Source organism: Bradyrhizobium canariense (assembly GCF_019402665.1).
Lineage (GTDB): Bacteria > Pseudomonadota > Alphaproteobacteria > Rhizobiales > Xanthobacteraceae > Bradyrhizobium > Bradyrhizobium canariense.
In genome coordinates, this window is the sequence record NZ_VSST01000042.1 from 1 (window position 1) to 26,030 (window position 26,030).

General features: G+C 64.2%; 22 protein-coding genes and 1 pseudogene. 12 read left to right on the plus strand and 11 right to left on the minus strand.

Translation table 11 applies throughout. From position 1 onward, the window contains the following. Positions 1-62: 62 nt before the first annotated feature. Positions 63-2,372 carry an NADP-dependent malic enzyme gene (locus tag FXB41_RS21790; protein ID WP_007591886.1) on the minus strand — a complete coding sequence of 770 codons (2,310 nt, stop codon included), beginning with the start codon at positions 2,370-2,372 and terminating at the stop codon, positions 63-65. A 245-nt stretch (positions 2,373-2,617) separates the two neighbouring features. Between FXB41_RS21790 and FXB41_RS21795 the strand changes: the two genes are divergently transcribed. Further along, the gene (locus FXB41_RS21795; protein WP_219683167.1) at positions 2,618-4,588 is read left to right on the plus strand and encodes an aq_1923 C-terminal domain; all 1,971 of its coding nucleotides are present in this window, start codon (positions 2,618-2,620) and stop codon (positions 4,586-4,588) included. A 157-nt stretch (positions 4,589-4,745) separates the two neighbouring features. Here FXB41_RS21795 and aspS read toward each other — a convergent pair whose 3' ends face one another. Beyond that, on the minus strand, positions 4,746-6,518 hold the full coding sequence (aspS, locus tag FXB41_RS21800; RefSeq protein WP_007591888.1) for an aspartate--tRNA ligase: 1,773 nt from the start codon (positions 6,516-6,518) through the stop codon (positions 4,746-4,748). Between the two features lie 194 nt (positions 6,519-6,712). On the opposite strand from aspS, the gene FXB41_RS21805 reads away from it, so the two are divergent. The 5 genes and pseudogenes from FXB41_RS21805 to FXB41_RS21825 all read left to right on the plus strand — a co-directional run bounded on the left by FXB41_RS21805 (position 6,713) and on the right by FXB41_RS21825 (position 12,369). Further along, positions 6,713-8,191: a protein adenylyltransferase SelO gene (locus FXB41_RS21805; protein ID WP_219683168.1), complete on the plus strand. Its 1,479-nt coding sequence runs from the start codon at positions 6,713-6,715 to the stop codon at positions 8,189-8,191. Positions 8,192-8,360: 169 nt separating this feature from the next. Continuing rightward, complete coding sequence (locus tag FXB41_RS21810; RefSeq protein WP_007591896.1) at positions 8,361-9,212, plus strand: phosphodiesterase; 852 nt, start codon at positions 8,361-8,363, stop codon at positions 9,210-9,212. Between the two features lies 1 nt (position 9,213). Next, positions 9,214-10,160, plus strand: a pseudogene (locus FXB41_RS21815) (carbohydrate ABC transporter permease). Further along, positions 10,157-11,026 (plus strand): carbohydrate ABC transporter permease, encoded by an 870-nt coding sequence (locus FXB41_RS21820; protein WP_007591903.1) that lies wholly within the window; start codon positions 10,157-10,159, stop codon positions 11,024-11,026. The pseudogene FXB41_RS21815 and the gene FXB41_RS21820 overlap by 4 nt, the downstream one beginning before the upstream one ends. 11 nt (positions 11,027-11,037) lie before the next feature. Then, complete coding sequence (locus FXB41_RS21825; RefSeq protein WP_007591904.1) at positions 11,038-12,369, plus strand: ABC transporter substrate-binding protein; 1,332 nt, start codon at positions 11,038-11,040, stop codon at positions 12,367-12,369. 101 nt (positions 12,370-12,470) lie between these two features. Here the strand turns inward: FXB41_RS21825 and FXB41_RS21830 are convergent, their stop codons facing one another. Beyond that, on the minus strand, positions 12,471-13,469 hold the full coding sequence (locus tag FXB41_RS21830; protein ID WP_219683169.1) for a zinc-dependent alcohol dehydrogenase family protein: 999 nt from the start codon (positions 13,467-13,469) through the stop codon (positions 12,471-12,473). A gap of 103 nt (positions 13,470-13,572) precedes the next feature. Between FXB41_RS21830 and FXB41_RS21835 the strand changes: the two genes are divergently transcribed. Further along, positions 13,573-14,472 carry a LysR family transcriptional regulator gene (locus FXB41_RS21835; protein WP_219683170.1) on the plus strand — a complete coding sequence of 300 codons (900 nt, stop codon included), beginning with the start codon at positions 13,573-13,575 and terminating at the stop codon, positions 14,470-14,472. A 373-nt stretch (positions 14,473-14,845) separates the two neighbouring features. Further along, on the plus strand, positions 14,846-15,997 hold the full coding sequence (gene rnd / locus FXB41_RS21840; RefSeq protein WP_007591909.1) for a ribonuclease D: 1,152 nt from the start codon (positions 14,846-14,848) through the stop codon (positions 15,995-15,997). Between the two features lie 187 nt (positions 15,998-16,184). Here the strand turns inward: rnd and FXB41_RS21845 are convergent, their stop codons facing one another. From FXB41_RS21845 to FXB41_RS21865, 5 genes are all read right to left on the minus strand, one after another. After that, positions 16,185-17,567, minus strand: a complete 1,383-nt coding sequence (locus tag FXB41_RS21845; RefSeq protein WP_007591914.1) for an aspartate aminotransferase family protein — start codon at positions 17,565-17,567, stop codon at positions 16,185-16,187. A 158-nt stretch (positions 17,568-17,725) separates the two neighbouring features. Beyond that, the gene (locus FXB41_RS21850) at positions 17,726-17,896 is read right to left on the minus strand and encodes a hypothetical protein (RefSeq protein WP_007591915.1); all 171 of its coding nucleotides are present in this window, start codon (positions 17,894-17,896) and stop codon (positions 17,726-17,728) included. Between the two features lie 30 nt (positions 17,897-17,926). Beyond that, positions 17,927-18,490 (minus strand): isochorismatase family protein, encoded by a 564-nt coding sequence (locus tag FXB41_RS21855; protein WP_219683171.1) that lies wholly within the window; start codon positions 18,488-18,490, stop codon positions 17,927-17,929. A 25-nt stretch (positions 18,491-18,515) separates the two neighbouring features. Continuing rightward, a complete protein-coding gene (locus tag FXB41_RS21860) occupies positions 18,516-19,136 on the minus strand; it encodes a GNAT family N-acetyltransferase (protein ID WP_007591919.1) in 621 nt (206 codons plus the stop codon). Continuing rightward, the gene (locus tag FXB41_RS21865) at positions 19,123-19,740 is read right to left on the minus strand and encodes a hypothetical protein (protein ID WP_219683172.1); all 618 of its coding nucleotides are present in this window, start codon (positions 19,738-19,740) and stop codon (positions 19,123-19,125) included. Before FXB41_RS21865 ends, FXB41_RS21860 begins: the two co-directional genes overlap by 14 nt. Before the next feature lie 71 nt (positions 19,741-19,811). On the opposite strand from FXB41_RS21865, the gene FXB41_RS21870 reads away from it, so the two are divergent. Then, on the plus strand, positions 19,812-20,852 hold the full coding sequence (locus FXB41_RS21870) for a LysR family transcriptional regulator (protein ID WP_219683173.1): 1,041 nt from the start codon (positions 19,812-19,814) through the stop codon (positions 20,850-20,852). A gap of 79 nt (positions 20,853-20,931) precedes the next feature. On the opposite strand, the gene FXB41_RS21875 is transcribed toward FXB41_RS21870, so the two are convergent. Next, positions 20,932-22,110, minus strand: a complete 1,179-nt coding sequence (locus tag FXB41_RS21875) for an autotransporter outer membrane beta-barrel domain-containing protein (protein WP_219683174.1) — start codon at positions 22,108-22,110, stop codon at positions 20,932-20,934. 378 nt (positions 22,111-22,488) lie between these two features. On the opposite strand from FXB41_RS21875, the gene FXB41_RS21880 reads away from it, so the two are divergent. Further along, entirely contained in the window at positions 22,489-22,695 is a 207-nt protein-coding gene (locus FXB41_RS21880; RefSeq protein ID WP_007591938.1) for a cold-shock protein, read from the plus strand. A gap of 95 nt (positions 22,696-22,790) precedes the next feature. Here FXB41_RS21880 and purN read toward each other — a convergent pair whose 3' ends face one another. Beyond that, a complete protein-coding gene (purN, locus tag FXB41_RS21885; protein ID WP_219683175.1) occupies positions 22,791-23,444 on the minus strand; it encodes a phosphoribosylglycinamide formyltransferase in 654 nt (217 codons plus the stop codon). Then, positions 23,444-24,517 (minus strand): phosphoribosylformylglycinamidine cyclo-ligase, encoded by a 1,074-nt coding sequence (gene purM / locus FXB41_RS21890; RefSeq protein WP_007591942.1) that lies wholly within the window; start codon positions 24,515-24,517, stop codon positions 23,444-23,446. Before purM ends, purN begins: the two co-directional genes overlap by 1 nt. A 155-nt stretch (positions 24,518-24,672) precedes the next feature. Here purM and FXB41_RS21895 point away from each other — a divergent pair, with 155 nt between their 5' ends. Together FXB41_RS21895 and FXB41_RS21900 are read left to right on the plus strand one after the other, a co-directional pair. Beyond that, a complete protein-coding gene (locus FXB41_RS21895) occupies positions 24,673-25,215 on the plus strand; it encodes a CDP-alcohol phosphatidyltransferase family protein (RefSeq protein ID WP_027517558.1) in 543 nt (180 codons plus the stop codon). Between the two features lie 116 nt (positions 25,216-25,331). After that, complete coding sequence (locus tag FXB41_RS21900; RefSeq protein WP_219683176.1) at positions 25,332-26,009, plus strand: P-loop NTPase family protein; 678 nt, start codon at positions 25,332-25,334, stop codon at positions 26,007-26,009. Positions 26,010-26,030 lie beyond the last annotated feature (21 nt).

Consider the following 26,030-nt stretch of genomic DNA (forward strand, 5'->3'; position numbering starts at 1 on the left):
CGCGCCACCTTCTCCCGCAGGGGAGAAGTCATGGCACCTACCGCGCGGCTAGAGCCCCCGCCTTAGGTAAACAACGTTGGCTGCTGCCGCGACGCGCGCTCCTGCGCTTCCACCACAGCCACCGCGGTCATGTTGAGGATGCCTCGCGCCGTCACCGACGGGGTGAGGATGTGGGCCGGGCGCGCCGGGCCGATCAGGATCGGGCCGACAGGAAGCGCGTCCGCCAGCGACTTGATCATCTGGTAGGCGACGTTGGCGGTGTCGAGGCTTGGCATGATCATGATGTTGGCTTCGCCCTCGAGGTTCGAGTGCGGCAGCACCATTTTGCGCGCGGCGGCCGAGAGCGCGGTGTCGCCCTGCATCTCGCCGTCGGCCTCGAGTTCCGGATGCTTCTCTTTCAGGAGTTGGGTCGCCCGGCGCATCTTGCGCGAGGATTCCGTGTCGTAGCTGCCGAAATCCGAATGCGAGACGAAGGCGATCTTCGGCTTGATGTTGAAGCGTTGGACGTGGACCGCCGCGAGCGAGGCGATCTCGGCGAGCTCTTCGGCGCTCGGATTGGGCCGCACCTGGGTGTCGGCGATGAAGAAGGCGCCCTTGCTCGTGATCAGCAGCGCCAGCGCCGCATAGTCGCTGATCCCCGGCGTAAACCCGACGATCTCGCGGACATGGCGCAGATGGCTCATGTAGCGGCCCTCGACGCCGCAGAGCATGGCGTCCGCCTCTCCGCGCACCACCGCGAGCGCCGCGATGACGGTGTTGTTGGTGCGCACCACCGTGCGCGCCGCATCCGGCGTCACGCCGCGGCGGCCGGCGACCTCGACATAAGACTGCACGTAGGAGCGGTAGCGCGGATCGTCCTCGGGATTGACGAGGTCGAAGTCCTTGCCGGCCTTGATCGACAGGCCGAAGCGCTTGATGCGCGCCTCGACCACCGACGGGCGTCCGACCAGGATCGGCGTCGCCAGCTTTTCTTCCAGCACCACCTGGGTCGCGCGCAGCACGCGCTCATCCTCGCCTTCGGCGTAGATCACGCGCACCGGCTGGGTCTTGGCCTTCGCGAACATCGGCTTCATGACGAGGCCGGAGCGGAACGCGAAGCGCTCGAGCAGCGCAGTGTACTCGTCGAAATTGGTGATGGGCCGGGTCGCGACGCCCGATTCCATCGCGGCCTTCGCCACCGCCGGCGCGATGCGCAGGATCAACCTCGGATCAAAGGGACTCGGAATCAGTGAGCCCGGGCCAAACCCTTGCGTCTCCCCGGTATCGAAGCCTTGCGCGACCGCATCGGACGGCGCCTCGCGCGCGAGCTGCGCGATGGCCTCCACGGCGGCGTGCTTCATCTCCTCGTTGATGGCGCTGGCGCCGACATCGAGCGCGCCGCGGAAGATGAAGGGAAAGCACAGGACGTTGTTGACCTGGTTCGGATAATCGGAGCGGCCGGTGCAGATCATGGCGTCGGGACGCACCTTGCGCGCCTCCTCCGGCATGATCTCCGGCGTCGGATTCGCGAGCGCCATGATGAGCGGCTTGTCGCCCATCGCCTTGGCCATCTCGGGCTTGAGCACGCCCGGTGCGGAGAGGCCGATGAAGATGTCGGCGCCGCCGATCACGTCGGCCAGCGTGCGCTTGTCGGTCTTCTGCGCATAGACCGCCTTCCAACGGTCCATCGTGGTGTTGCGGCCTTCGTGAACAAGGCCGTCGATGTCGCAGACCCAGATATTCTTGCGCTGAGCGCCCATCGACACCAGCAGGTTCAGTGTCGCGAGCGCGGCGGCCCCTGCCCCCGATGCCACGATCTTGACGTCCGACAGGTTCTTGCCGTTCAGGCGCAGGCCGTTGGTGATCGCGGCGGCGACGATGATCGCGGTGCCATGCTGGTCGTCATGGAAGACCGGGATCTTCATGCGCTCCTTGAGCTGCGCCTCGATCTCGAAGCATTCCGGTCCGCGGATGTCCTCGAGATTGATGCCACCAAAGGTCGGCTCGAGCGCGGCCACGGTCTCAACCACGCGTTCGATGGTGTCGGCCGCGATCTCGATGTCGAACACGTCGATGCCGGCGAATTTCTTGAACAGGACCGCCTTGCCCTCCATCACCGGCTTCGAGGCCAGCGGGCCGATATTGCCGAGGCCGAGCACGGCGGTGCCGTTCGAAACCACGGCGACCAGATTGGAGCGGATCGTCAGCGTCGCCGCTTCCGCCGGGTTCTTGGCGATCTCCATGCAGGCGGCGGCGACGCCGGGCGAATAGGCCAGCGCGAGATCGCGCTGGTTGGCGAGCGGCTTGCTCGCCTGGATCTCGAGCTTTCCGGGGCGCGGCAGCCGATGATAGGCCAGCGCCGCCTGGTGGAGATCATCAGAATAGGACGACATGCGGTGTCTTGCCTCGCGTTACCGGCCTCAAACTACGTTGTCCTGACCGGCTTGCCTTGGGTTGGTATTTCCGGGTCATGGAAACGGGATGAAGCACGCCGGGCGCCCCGGTGGCAACATCCGATTGCGGCCCCATCAACAGGGCGCGCAGTCAAATATCTGATAGCGCTCACTTTCTCTGGACCGCGCGTTGCTTTGCGAATATGGCAGGTTGCGTCCTGCAACGCGAGCAACTGGAGCTGGGAATGAAGCGAATCCTGATCGGCCTGATCGTCGTGGCCGTGATGGCCGCGGGCGGATGGTTCGGCTTCAGCTTCTACGTTCAGCATCGCGTCGCCGCCGAGATCGAGGCGGCCTTCGAGCAGATCCGCGCCAGTGGCGGCAAGGCGAGCCACGGCAAGGTGGCGTTCGATCTCGTGACCCGGACGCTGACGATCGAGGATATCGCGGTTGAGCCTGCCAACCAGCCGCAGGCTCATGTCAAGATCGCCGCTATCAAGGGCGTCGGCATTCGCCAGGTCGAGGAGACACGCTTCGCGGCCGACAGCATCGATATCTCCGGCTTCGAGGTCGCGCTGGACGAGGTCGGCCCCGGCAAGCTGAAAGTCTCCTACAAGGTCCCGCAGTTGACCATGCGGGACTACGTCGGTCCCATTCATGCTCAGAACGCGCCGACGTCAGGCTCCCTGATCGACATGTACCGCTTCGCGCTCGATCAGTACGCAAATGTGACGGCTTCCTCCGTCATAGCGCCGACCCTCGCATTCGCCTTCGATGCGGGCAGAAGCGCCGGAGGTAGTGGCGAGGTCGCCTATTCGGGTCTCGCGATCCAGAAGCTCGCCCAAGGCAAGATCGCCGCGATCAAGGCGGAGCGCGCCAGCTTCACGATCAACGTGCCGCAGCCAGGCAAGGCGGACAAGCTGACTGGCGAGGTGTCCGACATCATCATCAATGATTTCGATTCGACCGCGATCGCCGCCGCGCTCGATCCCCAGAAGGCGAACGACGACAGCTATCATCGTGTCTACGGGCAGATGTCCACCGGCACTTATGTCGTGACGTCGACGCTCGGCATCCGGATGCAGGTCGACGGGATCGCCATCACCGACATCGCGGTGCAGCCATCGAAATTCCGGCCGGCCGAGATCCTGGCGCTGCTTCCGGCGGACAGCACGGTCCCGCCGACGCCGGCGCAATCGCGCAATCTGATGGAAAAGCTCGCCGGTTTCTATGAAGGCCTTCGCGTCGGCAAGCTCGAGATCGGCACCATGTCGATGACGACCCCGCAAGGGACGCCCCGGCTCAGGGCCATCAGATACCAAGAAGGCGGGTTCGCGCTCGAAGGCCTGGATGCGCCGACGCCGCAAGGGCAAATCAAGGTGGAGCGCTTCGCACTCAAATCGCTCAGCATCACGAACCTGATGCGGTGGGCAGCGAGCCTCACCCATCCCGGACAGCCGCCCTCGCCGGCTCAGATGCTGGGCCTGTTTAGCGTGCTCGCAGGCGCGGAGATCAAGGGCGTGTCCGCGCCGTACAAGAATACCAAGAAGCTGGTCACGATCGACACACTGAGTCTGGACTGGGGGCAGCTGGTCGGCTCGATCCCGAGCAAGGCGCATGTGGTTGCCAAATTTGTCACGCCGGCCGATCCATCCGATCCAAAACAGCTTCCATTGATTGCCAGCGGGATCGACAAGCTCGCGGTCGACCTCGATCTCGGCGCTGCCTGGACCGAACAGTCCAACAGCTTCGTTCTGACGCCCGCGACGCTCGACATCGGAGGCATCGCAAGAGCGCAATTGCGTATCGCGCTCGGCAACGTACCACGCGAGGTGTTTTCGGCCGATCCCGCCCAGCTCATGGGCCAGGCGGCCCGGATCGAGGCGGGCACGCTCGAATTCTCATTGCGCGACAGCGGCGTCGTCGATCTCGTCGCGGCACAGTTCGCGCGCATGCAGAAGGTCAGCCGCGATACCGCACGCCAGGCGCTCGTCGAGAGCATCAAGGCTAAACGCGAGCAAGTTGCTTCCGCCAATCCGGATGCGAACGCGGCCGTGGACGCGATCGCACGTTTCGTCGAGACGCCGGGCCAGACGCTTTCCATTAAGCTGTCCCCGCGCGCGAAGGCACCGCTGATGCAATTGATGCAGCTCTTGCAAACCGACCCACAGAGCGCGCTTGCGCAGTTCAGGATCGAGGCGTCGACGGGGCTGTAGTTGGATTTCGTGTCCCGGACGCGCTGCAACGTGTAACGCTGCTGCGCAGAGCCGGGATCCAGAAGCCTGCTGCTCGCTCAGACATGGGCCCCGGCTCAGCTGCGCACCACTGCGTGCTGCGCTGCGTCCGGGGCACGGACATCTTCCCGCGCAAGCTTCACTTCTGCGGCAGGCTCACCTTCACGTGCAGCTCGCGGAGCTGCTTGGGGCTGGGCTCCGACGGCGCGCCCATCAGGAGGTCCATGGCCTGCTGGTTCATCGGGAACAGCGAGATCTCGCGCAGATTGTTGGTGCCGCACAAGAGCATGACGATGCGGTCGACGCCGGCCGCCATGCCGCCATGCGGCGGGGCGCCGTACTGGAAGGCGCGGTACATGCCGCCGAAGCGATCGACGACTTCCTGCTCGCCGTACCCTGCGATCTCGAACGCCTTCACCATCGCTTCCGGCACGTGGTTGCGGATTCCGCCCGAGGCGATCTCGTAGCCGTTGCAGGTGATGTCGTACTGGAACGCCTTGATGGTCAGCGGATCCTGGCCCTTCAAGGCATCGAGACCGCCCTGCGGCATCGAGAACGGGTTGTGCGAGAAGTCGACCTTCTTGTCCTCCTCGTTGTACTCGTACATCGGGAAGTCGACGATCCAGGCCAGCTCGAACCGCTCCTTGTCGGTGAGGTTCAACTCCTCGCCGACCTTGTTGCGGGCCAACCCTGAAAACTTCCAGAACTTGTCGGGATCGCCGGCGACAAAGAAGGCGGCATCGCCTTCCTTCACGCCGATCTGCGCGCGGATCGCGGCGGTGCGCTCAGCACCGATGTTGTTGGCGAGCGGACCGGCACCCTCGCCGCCCTCGCGCCACATGATGTAGCCAAGGCCCGGCTGTCCCTCGCCCTGCGCCCATGAATTCATGCGGTCGCAGAAGGCGCGCGAGCCGCCACCCGGCGCCGGGATCGCCCACACCTGGTTCTTGGGGTCCTCCAACATCCGCGCGAACACCTTGAAGCCGGAGCCGCGGAAGTGTTCGGAGACGTCCTGCATCTCAATCGGGTTGCGCAGGTCCGGCTTGTCGCTGCCGTATTTGCGCAGCGCCTCGGCGAAAGGAATCCGGCGCCAGCCCTTGGTCACCGGCTTGCCCTTGGCAAATTCCTCGAACACGCCCGTGATGACAGGCTCCATCGCGGCGAAGACATCTTCCTGCGTGACAAAGCTCATCTCGACGTCGAGCTGATAAAACTCGCCCGGCAGGCGGTCGGCGCGCGGGTCCTCGTCGCGGAAACAGGGCGCGATCTGAAAGTAGCGATCGAAGCCCGACATCATCAGGAGCTGCTTGTACTGCTGCGGCGCCTGCGGCAGCGCGTAGAACTTGCCGGGATGGATGCGCGACGGCACCAGGAAGTCGCGCGCGCCCTCCGGCGAGGACGCGGTCAGGATCGGCGTGTTGAACTCGAAGAAGCCCTGCCCCTCCATCCGCCTTCGCATCGACTTGATGATTTCGACGCGCGTCATGATGTTCTGGTGCAGCTTCTCGCGACGGAGGTCGAGGAAGCGGTACTTCAGGCGGATGTCTTCAGGGTATTCCTGGTCGCCGAACACCGGCAGCGGCAGGTCGCCGGCCGGGCCCAGCACCTCGATCTCGCTGACATAGATCTCGATCTTGCCGGTCGGCAGATCGTCATTGTCGGTGCCTTCGGGGCGGCGGCGGACTTTGCCATCCATCTTGACCACGAATTCCGAACGCAGCTTCTCGGCCTGCGAAAACGCTGGCGAATCCGGATCGACCACGCACTGGGTCAGGCCGTAGTGGTCGCGCAGGTCGATGAACAGCACGCCGCCATGGTCGCGAACGCGATGCACCCAGCCCGAAAGGCGGACCGTCTCGCCGATGTTGCTCTCGCGGAGCGCGCCGCATGTATGTGACCGGTAGCGATGCATGGTCGTCCCAAATTCAATGTCGGAGGATCGAATCGAACCGCCGAAACGGCCGGTCCAACGTTGCGGCAGGGTTTACCTCGGGAGGACGGGGGCGGCAACCAAGGGAACGGCCCGTTTTCGGCTGGAAGTGCCCATTTTTGCCCAATCTGGGCTCAAGCCTTTGCCATCAGGCGTTCCACCCCTATCTTGAGGTCATGACAGTCCATTTCCCGTTCCAGAACTCCTATTCGGCACTGCCGGACAGCTTTTTCGCCCGGGTCGCACCGACGCCGGTGGCGGCGCCCCGGCTGATCAAGCTGAACCGGCCGCTGGCGGTCCAGCTCGGGCTCGATCCAGATGTGCTGGAGACCCCTGAAGGCGCCGAAATCCTGGCGGGCAAGACGGTTCCCGCCGGCGCCGATCCCATCGCCATGGCCTATGCCGGCCACCAGTTCGGACAGTTCGTGCCCCAGCTCGGCGACGGACGGGCGGTGCTGCTCGGCGAAGTCGTCGACAAGGACGGCATCCGCCGCGACATCCAGCTCAAGGGCTCGGGCCCCACCCCGTTCTCCCGCCGCGGCGACGGCCGTGCCGCGCTCGGGCCGGTGCTGCGCGAATACATCGTCAGCGAGGCGATGTTCGCACTGGGCATTCCGACCACGCGCTCGCTCGCGGCCGTCGTCACGGGCGAACATGTGCTGCGCGAGACGGCGCTGCCGGGCGCGGTGCTGACGCGCGTCGCCTCGAGCCATATCCGCGTCGGCACCTTCCAATTCTTCGCTGCCCGCCGCGACACCGAGGCGGTCCGCCGGCTCGCCGACCACGTCATCACCCGCCATTATCCGGAGCTGCTTGGCGCCGAGCGGCCCTATCACGCGCTGCTGTCCGGCGTCGTCGCGCGCCAGGCCGAACTGGTCGCACGCTGGCTGCTTGTCGGCTTCATCCATGGCGTGATGAACACCGACAACTCTTCCATCTCCGGCGAGACGATCGATTACGGTCCGTGCGCCTTCATGGATTCCTACAATCCGTCGCAGGTGTTTTCCTCGATCGACGAGATGGGCCGCTATGCCTACGCCAACCAGCCGCGCATCGCGCTGTGGAATCTGACGCGGCTTGCCGAATGCCTGCTGCCGCTGTTCTCCGACGATCAGGAAAAGGCGGTTGCCGAGGCCCAGGACATTCTCGGCGCCTTCTCCGAGACGTTCAGCGACACCTATCAGGCGGGCCTGCGCAAGAAAATCGGCCTGTTCACGGACCGCGACGGCGACGACGTGCTGATCCAGGACCTGCTGGATGCCATGGCCAAGAACCAGGCCGACTTCACCCTCACCTTCCGCAAGCTTGGTGATGCTGCGGCTGACGAGACCGGCATCGCCGACGTCCGCGCGCAGTTCATGGACCCCGACGCGTTCGACGACTGGGCGGGACGTTGGCGCGAACGCACGGTGCTGGAGCCGCAAACCGGAGCCGAACGGCAGGCCGCCATGCATGCCGTCAATCCCATGTTCATCCCGCGCAATCACCGCGTCGAGGCCGTAATTCAGGCGGCGGTAAATGATGACAATTACGCGCCGTTCGAGGAGTTGGTGAAGGTGCTGGCGAAGCCGTTCGAGGACCAGCCGGACTACGCCGCCTACGCCGATCCCCCGCTGCCGGACCAACGGGTGCTGCAGACGTTTTGCGGGACGTAGCGACGAACTCGGTGCGTAGGGTGGATTAGCCGAAGGCGTACTAAGCCGAGCTTGTGGACGCCTCGCGCCACCGGAACCGCTGTCATCAAACTGAAACACTCGCACTCTAACGGCCTGTCAGGGTCGTCTTGCCGGAGGCGCCCACCCTCCAACGATCCTGACAAGTGCCATGCCTTTCAAGTTCATCCACATCACTGACACGCATCTCGCGAATCCCGGGCTGAAGCTCTATGGCCTCGACCCGCGCGCCCGACTGGATGCTGCGATTGCCGACATCAACAAGCATCACGCCGACGCGGCCTTCGCGGTCGTGACCGGCGACCTCACCCATTGGGGCGAGGCCGAATCCTACGCCAATTTCACCGACGCAATGGCGGCGCTGAAAATCCCCTACATCGCCATGGTCGGCAACCACGATCGCCGCGTCACCTGCCTCGATAGCCTGAAGGCGGCGCCGCGCGATCCCAACGGCTTCGTGCAGGGCACCCGCACCACTGAGCACGGGCTGTTCGTCTTCCTCGACACGCTGGACGAGACCAGCCATGCCGGCGAGATGTGCGCCAAGCGCCTCGGCTGGCTCGCGAGCACGCTCGCGGCCGCGCCGGCCGACATGCCGTTCGTCGTGTTCATGCACCATCCGCCGTTCACGGTCGGCGTCCATGCGATGGACGAAATCTCGCTGGCACAGAGCGCCGAATTCGCCGAGGTGATCGCACCCTATCGCTCGCGCATCCGCCACCTCTTCTTCGGCCACGTGCACCGGCCGATCTTCGGCAGCTACGGCAAGATCCCGTTCTCGACGCTTCGCGGCACAAACCACCAGGTCTGGTTCGAGCTCGACGCTGCCGCGGCCGAGCATCTCGCCAGCCACGAGCCGCCGGCCTACGGCGTGGTGCTGATCGACGGCGAGAACCTGGTCGTGCACAGCCACGACTTCCTCGACACCAGTCTGCGCTTTCCCTTCGAGCCACCGGCGGGAGTGGACGGCCGCGACTATGCGCTCAATTTCCCGGCGCGATGAGATGAGCTTCGCAGAACCCGCGGCTCTCCCGGTCGCGGCCTCGGCGCCGCCGCGCCTGCATATCCTGAATCGGTTTTCTCACCGCTTCAAAACCTCCCTGCCCGCCTATCTGCTGCTGCTGCCCTCGCTCGTCTTCCTCGCGCTGTTCACCTACGGTGCGATGGGCCGCGTCCTCGTCGACGCGCTCTATCAGCGCGCCACGCCCAGGGCGCCGGTTCGTTTCGTCGGTCTCGACAACATCGCAGCGGTGCTTGCTGACCCCGCCTTCACCGGCGCGGTCGTCAACAATCTCGTTTATGCCGTCGGCACGGCGATCCCGAGCATTGGCCTCGCGCTGCTGTTCGCGCTGGCGCTGTCGCGCACCAACGCGTTGACCAGTGCACTGCGCGCCGCGCTGTTCCTGCCGGTGCTGATCCCGATGGTCGCGGCCTCCGCGCTGTTCCTGTTCATCTTTCTGCCCAATGTCGGACTGCTCGACTATTACATCGGCCGTTTCCTGCCGGTGCTGCCGAATTGGCTCGGCGATTCCGACATCGCGCTCTATGCCATCATGGTCATCACGATCTGGAAGAACGCCGGCTATTACATGCTGTTCTTCCTGGCCGGCCTCCAGGCGGTGCCGGAAGATGTCATGGAAGCCGCCCATCTGGACGGCGCAGGGCCGTACCAGCGGCTGCGCCACATCATCCTGCCCGAGCTCAAGCCCACCTTCCTGTTCGTCACGGTCATCGCCACACTCAACGCGGTCACGCAGGTCGACCACGTCTTCGTCATGACCAAAGGCGGGCCGTCCAACGCGACCAATCTCGTGCTGTTCTACATCTACCAGCGGTCGAGCACTACGACATCGGCAAGGCCTCGGCAGCGACACTGCTGACGCTTGCGGCGCTGATGGGCCTCACCGCGCTCTCCTTCCGGACCATGGCGAACCGCGAGGGCGGGGCATGAAGCTGATCGGTAAGCTCTTCAAGGACGCCCCGCTCGCCACCCGCCGCGAGATCACGCCAAAGCTCGGCTTTGCGCTGACCGTGCTGCTCGCGGTCGTCTGGCTGATCCCGTTCCTGTGGATGGGCGTGGCGACGCTGCGCCCGGCATCCGACGGCATCAATCTGATGGCCGAGTTGATGCCGAGCCTGAAGCCGACGCTCGACAATATCAGGGACGCCTGGGAGATCGGCGATTTCCCGCGCTACACCCTCAACACTATCATGATCTGCACCGGCATCCTGTTGGTGCAGGTCGTCACGATCACGCTGGCGGGCTTTGCCTTTGCCCGGCTCGACTTCGCCGGAAAATCGCTGATCTTCTATCTGTTCCTGATGCAGCTGATGCTGGTGCCGGTGCTGCTGATCGTGCCCAATTTGAGCCTGGTGGCGCAGCTCGGCCTCTACGACACGCTCACCGGCGTGATGATGCCGTTCTTCGCTTCCGCCTTCGGCACCTTCCTGATGCGGCAAGCGTTTGAGGCTATCCCGACCGAGCTGGAAGACGCTGCCCTGATCGACGGCGCCAGCCTGCTCCAGCGCATCCGCCACATCTACGTGCCACTGTCGATGCCGAGCTTCTCGGCCTTCGCCATCATCTCCGTGACCAGCCACTGGAACGACTTCCTGTGGCCTCTGATGGTGATCAACTCGCCGGACAAGCGGCCGCTCACGGTGGGACTCTCGGTGTTCACCGCGACCGCGGAAGGCACGCAGGCCTGGGGCACCATCGCCGCCGGCACGCTGATGGTGATCGCACCGCTGCTCATCACCTTCCTGATCTTCCAGAAACGCTTCATCAGCTCTTTCGTCACCTCAGGCATCAAATAGGAGATTTCTCGATGCTGTTTTCCCGCAGGATCATGCTTGGCCTTGCCATTGCAGGCACTTTGGCAAGCGCCCTCACCTTCCCGGCGCTGGCCGAAGGCCCGACCGAGATCGACCTGTTCTTCCCCGTCCCCGTCGACGGCAAGCTCGCCCGCGACATGGGCACCTTGATCAAGGAGTTCAACGAGACCCATCCCGCGATCAAGGCGACAGCCGTCTACACCGGCTCTTATGACGACACGCTGATCAAGACGCGCGCCTCGATCAAGGCCGGCAAGCCGCCGGCTGCCGTGATCATGTCGGCGAACTTCCTGCTCGATATGCAGATCGAGAACGAGCTCACCAACCTCGATCCCTTGATCGCCGCCGACGGCACCACCAAGGAGCAGTTTCTGGGCCAGTTCTTTCCGGCGCTGCAGGGCAACGCGGTGATCAACCGCTCAGTCTACGGCGTGCCATTCCATAACTCGACGCCGCTGCTCTACATCAACGCCGACAAGGCCAAGGAAGCGGGCCTCGATCCGAGCAAGCCGCCGCAGACCTGGGCTGAATTGACCGACTGGGCCAAGAAGCTCACCAAGCGCGAGGGTGACAAGGTGACCCAATGGGGCATCGCGATCCCCTGCGCCTACGATTATTGCGGCTGGATGATGGAAACGCTCACCATGACCAATGGCGGGCGCTACTACAACGAGGAGTTCGGCGGCGAGGTCTACTACGACACGCCCTCGATGCTGGGCGCGCTGACCTGGTGGAACGACCTCGTCACCAAGCACAAGGTTCACCCGCCCGGCGCGACGCCTGGCCCGGCCGTCAGCACCTCCTTCATTTCCGGCAATGCCGCGATGATGATGCTCTCGACGGGCTCGCTGACCTATGTGCGTGACAACGCCAAGTTCGCCTACAAAGTCGCCTTCATCCCGCGCAACGTCCGCAACGCCGTGCCGATCGGCGGCGCCTCGCTGATCGTTCCGGCGGGCCAGGAAGCCGACAAGCAGAAGGCCGCATGGACGCTGATCAAGTGGATGACCTCGCCCGAGAAGAGCGGCTGGTGGAGCCGCGCCACCGGATATTTCGCCCCCAACATGGCCGCCTACAAGACGCCCGACATGGTCGAATTCCTGAACAAGAACCCGGACGCCAAGACCGCCGTCGAGCAGCTCGAGGTCGCAAAACCGTGGTTTGCGACCTACAAGACCGTACCCGTGCGCAAGACGCTGGAGGACGAGGTCATGCTCGTCCTCAACGGCAAGAAGCAGCCGAAGGAGGCGCTCGTCGCCGCCCAGAAGGCCGCCGACGAGACGCTGAAGCCGTACAATGCGGAGACGTCGCTGAAGCTGCCGTAAGGGCCTCGAAGCTTCGTAGGGTGGATTAGCCGAAGGCGTAATCCACCAAGGCAGTTCCGCGTGTGAGAAAAGTGGTGGGTTACGCCTTCGGCTAACCCACCCTACGGTCCTCCAATCGTTACCACGATCTTGCCGAACTGCTCGTTTGACTCCAGATAGCGATGCGCTTCGACGATCTCCTCAAACTGAAACGTTTTGGCGATGATCGGCTGCAATGCACCGTCCCGCAGCCCGTCGAGGATGAAGGTCTTCGCCTTAGCAAGCCGCGGGGGATCGCGGATGATCTCGTGCACGAGATAGCCGCGTAGCGTCAGGCTTTTGGTCAGGACGCTGAAAAGCGGAAATGGCGTCGGCTCGGGGCTCAGGCCGCCATATTCGATGAGAACGCCACCCGGCGACATCGCGGCGGTGAGCGGCTCAAATATGGGGCCGCCGACCGCATCGAACACCACGCGAACGCCGTTTGAGCCGACGATGTCCTCCAGGCGCGACCGGATGTCCTCTTCCACCGAGGCGATGACGTCGGCGGCGCCAGCATCGCGCAAGGCCTGCCGCTTGATCGAGGTTCGCGTCACTGCAATCGGGATCGCACCGATCCGGTTCGCGATCTGAATTGCTGCAAGCCCGACACTGCTCGACGCCGCCGTAATAACCACCGCCTCCCCTCGCTTTAGCCCAGCAATATCGACCAGAGCGCCGAACGCCGTTAGATATTGCATCCATACCGCGGCCGCCGCGTCGAAGCCGAGCTCGGGCGGGTGCTTCACGACGAACTCCGCCGGAAACGTGATGAGCTCGCCATAAGCGGGCCATCGCACCATCGACACGGGCGGCACGATGCTGACGGCCTCGCCCGGCAAAAAGCCGCTCACGGCTTCGCCGATCGCCTCGACGATGCCCGCGGCCTCGAGACCAAGGCCGGACGGAAACGTCGCGGTCTCGATATAGGTCCCCTTCCGCAAGAGCGCTTCCGCACGATTGAGCCCAAGGGCCTTGACCCTGATCTGCACCTCGCGCCTCCCTGGCGGCGCGACGTCGACGGTCTCGATGCGCAGCACCTCGGGGCCACCATGTCTGTGGAAGCGAACGACGCGCGCCATGAACACACTCCAAAACAATTGAATTGAATGGAGCTATGGCAACCGGGCGGCACTGGATAAAGGGTTCAGAGGGGTGAACAGTCGAAACCAGGAGTTTGCAATCATGGACCGCCTGACCAGCATGGCCGTCTTCGTCAAGGCGGTCGATGTGGGTTCGTTCGCCGCCGCCGCCGATGCGCTCGAAATGTCGGGGCCAATGGTCGGCAAGCACGTTCGTTTCCTCGAGGAGCGCCTGGGCGTCCGCCTCCTCAACCGCACCACACGGCGCCAGAGCTTGACCGAGACGGGCCAAGCCTATTACGAGCGCTGCCGCACTGTGCTCGCTGAAGCCGAGGCCGCCGACGCCGTCGCTTCCGACGAATTGTCCGAGCCGCGTGGCCGGCTCCGCGTGACCATGCCCGCCCTGCTCGGCCGGCACTGCATCGCCCCCTTGCTGATGAAGCTTGCGCGACGATATCCCGATCTGGAGCTCGATCTCTCGTTCGGCGACCCGATCGCTGACATCATCGAGGGCCGCTATGATCTTGCGATCCGGACCGGCGATCTGCACGATCAATCCGGCCTGAAGACGCGGCGCATCGCAAGCCAGCGCATGGTGGTGTGCGGCGCGCGCTCGTATTTGCGCGCCAACGGCAAGCCGAAATCGCTCGACGATCTTGCCCAGCATCAGGCGATCATCTATCGCCGCTCCGGACGCGTCCGGCCGTGGCTGTTTCCCCGCAAGGGCCAGCCTCCGAGCGAAATCATGCCGGCGGGAAGGCTCAGGTTCGACGATCTCGATGCGATTGCGGATGCCGCGACACAGGGGATGGGACTGGCCTGGCTGCCATACTGGCTGGTCCGCGAACGCCTACGCGCCGGTACACTCATCAATCTGTTGAGCGGTCAGCCGGGATTCCTCTACGACTGCCATGCGCTCTGGCCCCGCTCGCCCCGGATGCCGCCGAAAGTTCGCGCCGCCGTGGACGCCTTGGCGGCCGCCCTGCCGAAGCTCATGACCTGACGCCGGATGCCACGACGCTGCACGGCAAGGCGCGCCCGTTAACCCCGCGTCCACCATCCGGCCCGGCCTTCCGCCGGTAACCACGAGAATTAACAGACCCTCAATTCGCCCCAGACAAGTTTAGCAATGTTTCTGAGGGGTTTTGCTGTGGATCTGTTGGTTTTCGAGTTCCTGGGACTGGCCTTGGTCGCCATGTGCGTGGTCGTGGTGGCCCTGCCTTGTACGCGCAAACCCTCCCGGCGGGTCCGCTACGAATAGGATTTTCGTCGGTAAATGCGATTCCGGCCCAAATGCAAGGCTCGAATTCGCTTCGAGCCCCTTGACATCACAGCGCTTTCGGCAGAACGGCTGATGGACTTGTCATGGGCCGTTCATGGATCTGATTACCACCACCGCTGACCTTGCGGCTGCCTGCAGCCGGTTGGCCAAGCACCCCGTCATTACCGTCGATACCGAGTTCCTGCGCGAGACCACCTATTACCCGCTGCTGTGCGTGGTGCAGATGGCCAGCGCCGAGGAAGCGATCGTCATCGACACCCTGGCGGCGGGCATCGACCTCAAGCCGTTCTTCGAGCTGATGGCCAATGAGGCCGTGCTGAAGGTGTTCCACGCCGCCCGGCAGGACATCGAGATCATCTGGCATCAGGCGGGCATCATCCCGCATCCGGTGTTCGACACCCAGGTCGCGGCCATGGTGCTCGGCTACGGCGACAGCATCGCCTACGACGCGCTGGTCGAGAAGGTCACCGGACACCGCCCGGACAAGACTCACCGCTTCACCGACTGGTCGCGCCGGCCGCTGACCAAGGAGCAGATGCACTACGCCGTGTCCGACGTCACGCATCTGCGCGACGTGTTCGCAGCCCTCGATGCCGACCTCAAGAAGCGCCGCCGCAGCGAATGGGTCTCGATCGAGATGGAGGTCCTGACCTCGCCCAAGACCTACGACTTCCACCCCGAGCGCGCCTGGGAACGGCTCAAGACGCGGGTGCGCAAGCCCAAGGACCTCGCGGTCCTGATGGAGGTCGCCGCCTGGCGCGAGCAGGAGGCGCAAAGCCGCGACGTGCCGCGAGGCCGCGTGCTGCGCGATGAGGCCGTCAGCGACATCGCGACCCACGCGCCAAACACGATCGAGAAGCTCGCGAACCTGCGCTCGGTGCCGAAGGGTTTTGAGAAATCCAAATGGGGCGCCGACATCGTCGCCGCCGTCGAGCGCGGCCTGGCGCGCGATCACGCCACGCTGCCGAAGCTGGAAAAGCCGCGCAACAATAACAATGGCGCCGCGATCGTCGAGCTGTTGAAGGTGCTGTTGCGCATGACCGCGGAGCGCCATGCGGTCGCCAGCAAGGTGATTGCGACCGTCGACGATCTCGAGGAGATCGCGGCCGACGACGAGGCCGACGTGCCGGCATTACGCGGCTGGCGCCGCGAGCTGTTCGGCGAGGCCGCACTGAAACTGAAGCGCGGCGAGCTGGCGCTGGCGGTCGAGAAAGGCCGCGTGATCGGGGTTCAGCGGGCGGAATAGGCCGCCATCTCTCCCCAGCGTCGTCCTGGCGAAAGCCAGGACCCATCACCCCAGGGAAGAGTTTGGCGAAGACTCGTCGTTCGGGCTCCTACCATCCCCATCGAGAGACCTCGCGGTATGGGTCCCGGCCTTCGCCGGGACAACAGGGTGGGTGCGGCGGAACGCTCCGCCTGCATTGACGCTTCCCTTACGCCGGCGTCAGCTTCGCCACTTCCGGCTTCATGTCATCAAGCACACCTGAAATCGCCGCGACCAGCTCGTCGATCTGAGCTTTGGTGACGATCAGCGGCGGGCAGATAGCGATGGCGTCGAGCATGTTGCGCGAGATCACGCCGCGCTCCTGCAGCATGCGGCTGGCCATGCCGCCGACGGCGCCCGGCGTTGCCGCCGCGGTCTTGCGCGCCTTATCCAGCACCAGTTCGATCGCTGCGATCATGCCGACACCGCGGACCTCGCCGACCAGCGGATGACTGGTGAGTTCACGCAGCTTGCCTTGCATGTAGCCACCGAGCTCGGCGGCGTGCGCAACCAGTCCCCGCTCCTCGATGATCTTCAAATTCTCCAGCGCAATCGCCGAGCCGACCGGATGGCCGCCCGCGGTGAAGCCGTGGCCGAGCACGCCGATCTTGTTGCTCTCATCGGCGATCGGCTCGAACATGCGATCGTTCATCATGATGGCCGACAGCGGGAAATAGCTCGAGGTGATCTGTTTGGAGACCACGATCGCGTCGGGCTTGATGCCGTAGGTTTCGCAGCCGAACATCTTGCCGGTGCGGCCGAAGCCGCAGATGACCTCGTCGGCAACCAACAGGATGTCGTATTTGTTCAGCACCTTCTGGATCTTGTCCCAATAGGTCGCCGGCGGCACGATGACGCCGCCCGCGCCCATCACCGGCTCGCCGAAGAACGCCGCGATCGTGTCCGGGCCTTCCTTCTGAATCAACGCATCGAGCTCCTCGGCTCGCCGCGTCGCGAAGGCTTCCTCGCTCTCCCCGGGCGCGCCGTCCTTGTAGAAATGCGGCGAGCCCGTGTGCAGGATGTTCGGGAGCGGCAAGTCGAAAGAGCGGTGGTTGTTCGGCAGGCCGGTGAGGCTGGCGGACGCAATGGTGACGCCGTGATAGGCGCGCATCCGGCTGATCACCTTCTTGCGCTGTGGCTGGCCGAGCGCATTGGAGCGATAGGCAATCAACTTCAGAACGGTGTCGTTGGCCTCCGAGCCGGAGTTGGTGAAGAACACCTTGCTCATCGGCACAGGCGCAAGTGCGACCAGCTTCTCGGCGAGATCGATCGAGGGCCCGTGCGATTTGGCGGAGAAGGTATGATAGAATGGCAGCGCCAGCATCTGCTTGTGCGCGGCGTCGACCAGCCGCTTCTCGTTGAAGCCGAGCCCGACGCTCCACAGGCCTGCCATCGCCTCGAAATAGCGCTTGCCCGACGCATCGAACACGTAGGGGCCCTCGCCGCGCTCGATCACCAGGGGACCGGCCTGCTGATGGGCGCGCGCGTTGGTGTAGGGATGGAGCTGATAGGCCACATCCCGGGCCTCTTGCGAATTGGGCAACATGGACATTTGCGGGCATCCTTGAAAGCGTCACGTCGCCGGCGCGGCCAGCGTCATCACTCGATGATCCAGCTCCTTGGCTATTGCCACCGCGCAAAACTTGCAACGTCAATTCGTCGGCAGCAAGCGCTCACCAGCGTTGCACAAAGCCGCACATCGGGCAGCTGTCACGCCGCGCCGTCGTCATTCCCATCGCCATCGGCCGCAGCGGCCTCCCGCACCTCCACCAGCGCCATCGAGAGCAGATACACCGTCGTGGGCAGACCAAGACGGCGCGCCGCCTCGGCGGCACGCGACAGGTCGCTTGCCAGCTCCTCGAGCTGATCTCCCCGTGACAATGTCCCACTCCATCCGTCGATCGCGGCCGCCTACACCGCAACGGCGCCGCTGGTTCTGATCAGCTCGGCGCTGGACTGGATTGTAGCAAAATTCCCGATCACATTCACTACTGCATGCTTATAGGCGGCAGCATCGCCTGTCCCCGGCTGCCGGCAGGCCACCGCGTCGGCCACCACCTGGAAGCGATGGCTGCGGTGAAACCCGTCGATAGCGGTGGCCAAGACAGTTTCGTCGAGGGAAAAGCCAGCGAGCACGCAACGGACATTGCGGATATTGGACATGTAGTCCACAAGCCGCGACGAACTGTAGGCTGACGGCAGCGGGTGCTCGAACGTCATTTCTCCCGGCCGCGGCTTCGCCTCCGCGATCCAATCGGTCAGCCTGGATGCCGGATTGAACCAGGCCGCCTGCGCGATGCGCTTCAGATGCATCACCGGCCAGAGATTGTCGCGCCACAGCGTCAGCAGTTCCACGCAGCGCGCCGTGGCGGCATCGCCGTCGAGGATGACGTGGCGACGTCCGGGGGTCAGATATTCGACCTGGAGATCCGCGCAGACCAGGATCGGCGGATCGTCTGTGACGGAAACCAGCATGGGTTTGCGCGCAGCTGCAGCAGTTTCAACGGCCAGCGAGCGCGACGTCCCGCAGCGGCGACGTCACGGCCCGTCCTGCCGAGGCGTCGAGCACGCCCGGCCGGTCCCAATCGCCCTCGGGGCGGATGATCACGTACGGATCGCTGTCCAGCGTAATGGCATCCGGGCCCGGTTCGATCTCCAGCAGCATTTCCGTGTAGGAGAAGTCGGAAAAGGTGATCTTGCGATTGTGACCGAGCGGCTTGGCCCCGAAATGAGCCCAGAAATCGACCAGCCGGTCCTGCGCCTGGCCGTAGATCTTGCGAAAGCCCTTGCGCTTCACATAGTCGACGCTCGCCTGTACCAGCTTGAATGAGACCCGCGAGCGCCGATATTGGTGCCGCACCGCAAGCCGTTCCACCTTGGCGAAATCGCCGAAGAACCGCACCCGTAGACAGCCCGCAGGCTCGTTGCCGACATAGCCGATGAAATGCGCGGCGACCATGTCGTTCCCGTCGAACTCCTCGTCGAACGGGCAATCCTGCTCGGCGAGATAGACGGCTGAGCGGATCGAGGTGACCAGCATGAGATCGCTGAGATCGCGTGCGAGGCGAATGGTGATGGCGCGGGAATCGGGCTTCGCGAGAGGAATCCTAGTACCGTGCATCTGCAAAACTCCTTGCTTGGATGATCGCGCCCGGCATGCGCATCGGCTGCCGATGCCAGGGCCGCTCGTAGCACCAGAGGTCGGGTTGGAAGCTTGGAACAGGCTCGAAGCCTGTCGCCTTCATGATATCGCGTCCGGCCACGGTTGACGGCTGCGCATAGCAATCCGCGTTGCGAAACCTTAGCTGTCTAAGATGAGCCGCGGCCTTGCCGAGACCGGCGACGCCACGCCCCGTCGCCGCGATCGCCCAGATGTAGATGGCGGAAACGTCTTCCTTCGCGGACGCGAGATGGCACGTCTCGGGCGCGGTGAGGCAGATCTCGTCGAGCAGCAGCGCATCATGCCCGCGATCGTTGAGAAACAGGAAGGCCATGCCGCCGACGAGCTTGCCCTTCCGGCTGAAAGTCAGGATGCTCTCGGGATCGAAGGCGAAATATTTTGCAAGCTCAGTCGCCCCGATCCGAACGCCCGGCACCAGCCGGTGCGCCAGCTGCGAAAGCGCGGCGATTTCGGAAAATTGGGCACGACGGACGTCGACATCCGGACTGAGCGGCAGCGCGTCGAAATCATGCCTTGCGGCAAACGAGCCCCTTTCCATACCCATGTCACCCCTCTATCGTTCGCGGCCTTCGTGCCCCGCTATGACCAAGAGCTTAGCGGCTGGGGATCAGGCGTATGCAGCAGTTATTGCACCGGGGTGCTGCGATAATGCAGCACCGTGAAGAAGCCCTGGACATGTCCTGGGACGATTTGAAACTGTTTTTAGCTTGCGCAAAATATAAAAGTTTCCGCAACGCCGCCGAGGAGCTCGGGCTCACCTCCACCACCTTGATGCGCAGGATCGACCGGCTCGAAGAGAGCATCGACTGCAAGCTGTTCCTGCGCGACCAGAGCGGGCTCACGCTCAGCGACGAAGGCAGCGCGATGATCGCCGACGTGGCGCATATGGAGCGTCATGCCTTCAACGTGTTCCGGCGAGCCTCGCGATCGTCGAACGACATGTCAGGCACCGTGCGGGTCGCGGTGACCGAAGGTCCCGGCAATTTCTGGATCCTGCCGCGACTGATCGACTTCCAGAAGACCTATCGCAAGATCACCGTCGACCTGCGCTGCGCGATGGAACAGGCCGACGTCGCGCGGCTCGAATCCGATATTGCGATCCAGCTCGAGCCGCCGACCAATCCCGATCTGATCGTCGCCAAGCTCGGCCGGCTGCACATCTATCCCTTCGTGTCCAAAGAGTACGAAAACCTCTACGGCGTGCCGGCGAGCCTGGCCGAGCTGAAGAACCACCGCATCATCAAGCAGAGCGCTCCGCAGGTCGACGACGGCGCTTATGCCCGCGTGCTCGGACTTAAGTCGCTCGAGGGCATCGTCGGGATCAAGACCAATTCCTCGGTCGGCGTGCTCTACGCGGTGGAGCGCGGCGCCGGCATCGGATTCCTGCCGACGGTCTCGATCGCGCTCGGCGCCCCGCTCGTCGCCGTCGATCTCGGCGTCAGCCACCACGCCGATCTCTGGCTTACCTATCACAAGGAGTTCCGCGCCTCCGAGCGCCACAAGATCGTGGTCGATTGGCTAAAGAAAATCTTCGATCCCAAGGCCCACCCCTGTTTCCGCGACGAGTTCATCCACCCGAACGCGCTGGCGCCGATGATGACGGTCGCGCGCGAGGGTTTTGGATTGACGGGCTATGTCGCGGCAATGCCGACTTAAAGCTTGAGCATGATCTTTTCGGGAAACCGCTTCGCAGTTTTCCGGATCCTCCTCTGGGCCGACGCGGGCAGGCTTCGCCTCACCACCGATGTTCGAAGCCGACCGCGCCCTGGTGCGACGTCAGCTCCTTGCGGAACTTGCCGTCGTAATTGACGTAGAGCCGCGCCGTGTTGGTCAGGCTGAGCGAGGCCGAGGCGCCGGCATCCGTGCCGTAACGGCTCTCGCCGATGCCGGGCACGACGATGCTCTGACTCCCGAGGCTGACTTGCACCGATCCCAGGTTCTGATGGAAATTGTCGACGAACTTGCCGTAGGCGGACAGGTCCAGGATCTTCTGGTCGAAGATGAAGTAGCGCCCGATCTCGGCTCCGATCATGACGCGCGCGCGCGAGAGCGCCGTCGAGCCGACATTGAGTGGATCGAGGCCGCCAACCTCCTGGAACGCGACGCTGGTGGCGCGGACATATTCCAGTGCACCCTTGGGCACGATCCGCATCTGATCCTTGGTCCAGTAATAGCTGATCTCGGTCAGCGCGCCGTCGACTGCGGCGCGATAACCCGCGGTCGCAAGTCCCAGGCCGGTGTCCCGGCTGGAGCGGACCTTGCCGAAGCCGTGCACCACCGCGAACGCCCAGGTCCAGGGGCCCTTGTCGACGGAGCCGCTGAAGCCGAGTTGCGTCAGGTCCAGCGTGGCGGACTGAAGTGCGAGCGGCACATCGATGTCGGTGTGGCTCTGGTCGACGGAGAAGCCGAGATTGACACCCGGCGCGAGCCGCGCGCCAAGGCCTGCGACACCGCCAAACGTCTTCCGCTTGTCGCCGACAAAGTCTCCTTGTGCATCCGTCCGGACCGAGATGCCGTAACCCTCGAACCAGGTGCGGTAGCGCGGATCTTCCGCGCCCGCCGATGCGCCGCCGCCGCCGGGATTGGTCCGGAACGCCCGGTTGACGCCGCCAGAAGCCTGGCTGCCGAGCCGCTCCAGGAAATTCGAGCCGAGATTGAGCGCGCTGTTGCCGGCCGACTGGTCGTAATTGGTCACCGTCGGAATCGGAATCGGAATCGGAATCGGAATCGGCGTCGGTGACGGCGTGGGCGTCGGGGTCGGCGTAGGCGTAGGCGTAGGCGTCGGACTTTGCGCAAAGCCTGATGTCGTCGACAGTAGCATGATGAGCGCAAACGCCACGGCAGCCGCGATCCAACGGACGCGGTTCAGCCTGATCGCCTGCCGTGTCTCTGAGGGCTGCGACGTGCAGCACATGGCGACAAATCCCGAAGCAAAGGGCGGCGCGCAAAAATGCAACAGGAGCGGCGCACGCGTGCCGCGATTTGTGCCGAACTGTTACTGAGGGTCAACCGGCTGGCGCGTCCGGGCAAAGGCATTGCTTCCGATTGTGGTTCCGCGGCCACAGGTCGCAAATTGCGGACGGGCACTCCGGTCGGGCTCTTGAAATTCGCGCGCGGCTTGCTAACGGGCGATTTTCATGTTGCAATATCGGACACAATCGGAATTGGCCGCTCGACTGTGCGTTTCGCGACATTGAAACTCAAGACTCGAACAGACTACCGGAGGCCCGTTTGTGGCGTGGCACGCGAAAAGCGGCCGCGTCGTTTTTGTATCTAGCGGAGGAGACTGAGGATGCCGCAAAAGGGCACCGTCAAATGGTTCAACCCGACCAAGGGCTATGGGTTCATCAAGCCGAACGGCAGTGACAAGGACGTCTTCGTCCACATCTCCGCCGTCGAGCGCGCCGGACTCTCGACCCTCAATGAAAATCAGGTGGTTGAATACGACCTCGTGGAGAACCGCGGCAAGGCATCCGCGGAGAACCTCAAGGTTTCCTGATTGCTCTCGCGGTCTGCGCAAGAGATCATGACGTTGCCCCCGGCTCTGCCGGGGGTTTTTGTTTGGGATGAAAGTATTCCGAGTGCGACGGCGCTTCACCGCACCAACGGCGCAACCAGAAAGTTCTCCGACGGCCCGCTGCCCGCGGTCTTGCACACATCGCCCTCGATCCGGACCTTGCCCGTCGCGAGCAGGCTCAGTGCTGCGGGATAGATGCGGTGCTCGACTTCGAGGATACGCTCCGACAGCGTGTCCGCCGTGTCGTGGTCGCTGACGGGAACGGCGCCCTGCATCACGATTGGACCGGCGTCGGTCTCGGGGATCACGAAGTGCACTGTCGCTCCGGACAGCTTGACGCCGGCGCGCAACGCCTGGCCGTGCGGGTCGAGACCGGGGAACGATGGCAGCAGCGAGGGATGGATGTTGAGCATCCGCCCGTACCAGGCCTCGGTGAATTCGGCCGTGAACAGGCGCATGAAGCCGCCGAGGCAAATCAGCTCGATGCCGTGCTGATCGAGCGCTGCTTGCAGCACCTTCTCGAAGCCGGCGCGGTCCTTGCCGAACGGCTTGCTTTCGATCACCAGCGTCTTCACGCCGCTCGCTTTGGCCCTTTCCAACCCCTGCGCATCGGCCTTGTTCGAGATGACGAGCGAAATCTCCGCCGGAAAATCCGGCGCGGCCGCGCCCTTGATCAGCGCAGCCATGTTGGAGCCACGGCCGGAAATCAGGATGGCGACGCGGCGTTTCATCACAGCGCCAGATCGAGATGGCCGTTATAGACGACGCGGTGCTCGCCCTCAGCCGGGATCACAGTGCCGAGCTGTGCCACGGTCTCACCGGCATCGGCGAAGACCTCGACGACCTCTTCGACCTTGTCCGGCTCGACGATTGCGATCATGCCGATCCCGCAATTGAAGGTCCGCAACATTTCGAGCTCGGCGATGCCGGCCTGCGCGGCCAGCCATTTGAACACCGGCAGCACTGGCAGGCGCGCCAGATCGATACCGACGCCGAGATGCTTCGGCAGTACGCGCGGAATGTTGTCGGTGAAGCCGCCTCCGGTGATGTGGGCAAGCCCCTTCACCGCGCCGGTCTCGCGGATCGCGCGCAGGCAGGATTTGACGTAGAGACGCGTCGGCGTCAGCAACGCGCCGCCGAGCGTCATGACGGGCGCAAACGGCGCCTGCGCCCCGAAGCCGAGGCCGGATTGTTCCACGATCTTGCGCACCAGCGAGAAACCGTTGGAGTGCACGCCCGACGAAGCGAGCCCGATCACGGCATCGCCGGCGGCGATGTCCTTGCGCGGCAGGAGCGTGCCCCGCTCGGCGGCGCCGACGGCAAAGCCGCCGAGGTCGTAGTCGCCGTCCTTGTAGAGGCCGGGCATCTCGGCCGTCTCGCCGCCGATCAGGGCGCAGCCGGATTCGCGGCAGCCTTCGGCGACGCCGGCGACAATCGACGCGGTCGCCTCCGGATCGAGCTTGCCGCAGGCAAAATAGTCCAGGAAGAACAGCGGCTCGGCGCCCTGCACCACGAGGTCGTTGACGCTCATGGCGACGAGGTCGATGCCGATCCCGCCATGCAGGCCGGTCTCGATCGCGATCTTGAGCTTGGTGCCGACGCCATCGGTCGCGGCCACCAGGATGGGATCCTTGAAACCGGCGGCCTTGAGATCGAATAGGCCGCCGAATCCCCCGATTTCGGCGTCGGCGCCGGGCCGTGCGGTGGCGCGCACCATCGGCTTGATCAGGTCGACCAAGCGGTTGCCCGCATCGATATCGACGCCTGAATCGGCGTAAGTGAGGCCGTTTTTGCGGTCGGTCATGCCCGATTTCCAGTGGGTTTGCGGCTGGTTACGTCGAATTCCGGGGACGCGCAATGGCTCGCATGGCGCGCCGCCGTATACTATGTAGAGATATCAACCGGTTCAGCCTGCAAAGGGCCGAATTCGAGGTCAGGCCGGGTGCCGGGAAGCGCCGTGTGAGTATACCGAACATCATTACTTTGGGCCGCATCATGCTGGTCCCGATCATCGTCTGGGCCATCGTGTCGAGCCAAATGGAGGTGGCGTTCGCCGTCTTCCTGATCGCCGGTATCAGCGACGCGGTCGACGGCTTCCTTGCCAAGCGCTTCAACATGACGAGCGAGCTCGGCGCCTTGCTCGACCCGCTCGCCGACAAGGCGCTGCTGGTCTCGATCTACATGGCCTTGGGCATCTGGGGCGCGATTCCGCGCTGGATCGTCATCCTGGTGGTCTCGCGCGACATCATGATCGTCGCCGCCGTGATCATATCGTGGCTGTTCGACCGCCCTGTGGAGATGAAGCCCTCGAAGGTATCCAAGCTCAACACTGTGGCCCAGGTGGCGTTCGCAGCGCTGGTACTGGCCGCCCTCGCCTTCGGCTTCAAAGCCGGTCCTTATGATATAATCCTGATGGGCCTCGTCACGATCTTCACGCTCTCCTCCGTGTCGCTCTATCTCGTCGAGTGGTTGCGGCACATGAGCACGATCGAGGCCAAGTAGCAGCACGATCGAGGCCAAATGAGTTGGGAAGCGGCCCCGCAAAGGCCAACTCCCGTTCGATTAAGTCGCATCTCTTCAAACCAAGCCGGCATATGCCGGCACGGAGCAAAGCAAGCGTGCCAGGCCGCGTTCATCCCCGACAATTGGCGTTTTCGCTACCGCATGCGGAGAGCCTGAGCCGGGACAATTTCCTCGAAGGCCCCGTCAACGCCGCCGGACTTGCCCTCATCGACGCCTGGCCGGAATGGCCGAACCGGATCATGTGGCTGGCCGGCCCGGAAGGAAGCGGCAAGAGCCATCTCGCCGCGATCTGGGCCGAGGCCTCAGGCGCCCGCTCGACCACGGCCAATGGGCTGACCGCCGAAGCCGTCCCGGCTGCGCTCGCCACCGGCGCGCTGGTGGTCGAGGATCCCAAGGCGAGGGGATTCGATGAGCGCGCCCTGTTCCATCTGATGAATCTGGCCCGCGAGGACGGCGCCTACGTCCTCTTCACCGGACGCGAGGCGCCCGCCTCTCTCGAGATCGAGCTCGCCGACCTGCGCTCGCGGCTCCGCGCTGTCCCCGTTATCTCGCTGCTGCCGCCTGACGACCAGCTCTTCCGCGGCCTGATCGTCAAATTCTGCGCCGACCGCCAGCTCGCCATGGACGAGAGCGTGGTCAGCTACCTCGCCACTCGCCTGGAGCGGTCCTCGGCCGCCGCCCGACGGGCTGTGGACCTGCTGGACAGCGAGGCCCTGCGCCTCGGCCGCCCCGTCACCCGGGCCCTGGCGGCCGAGCTGCTCCGGGATGTCTGACCAAGGCGGCTTGACGCGGCC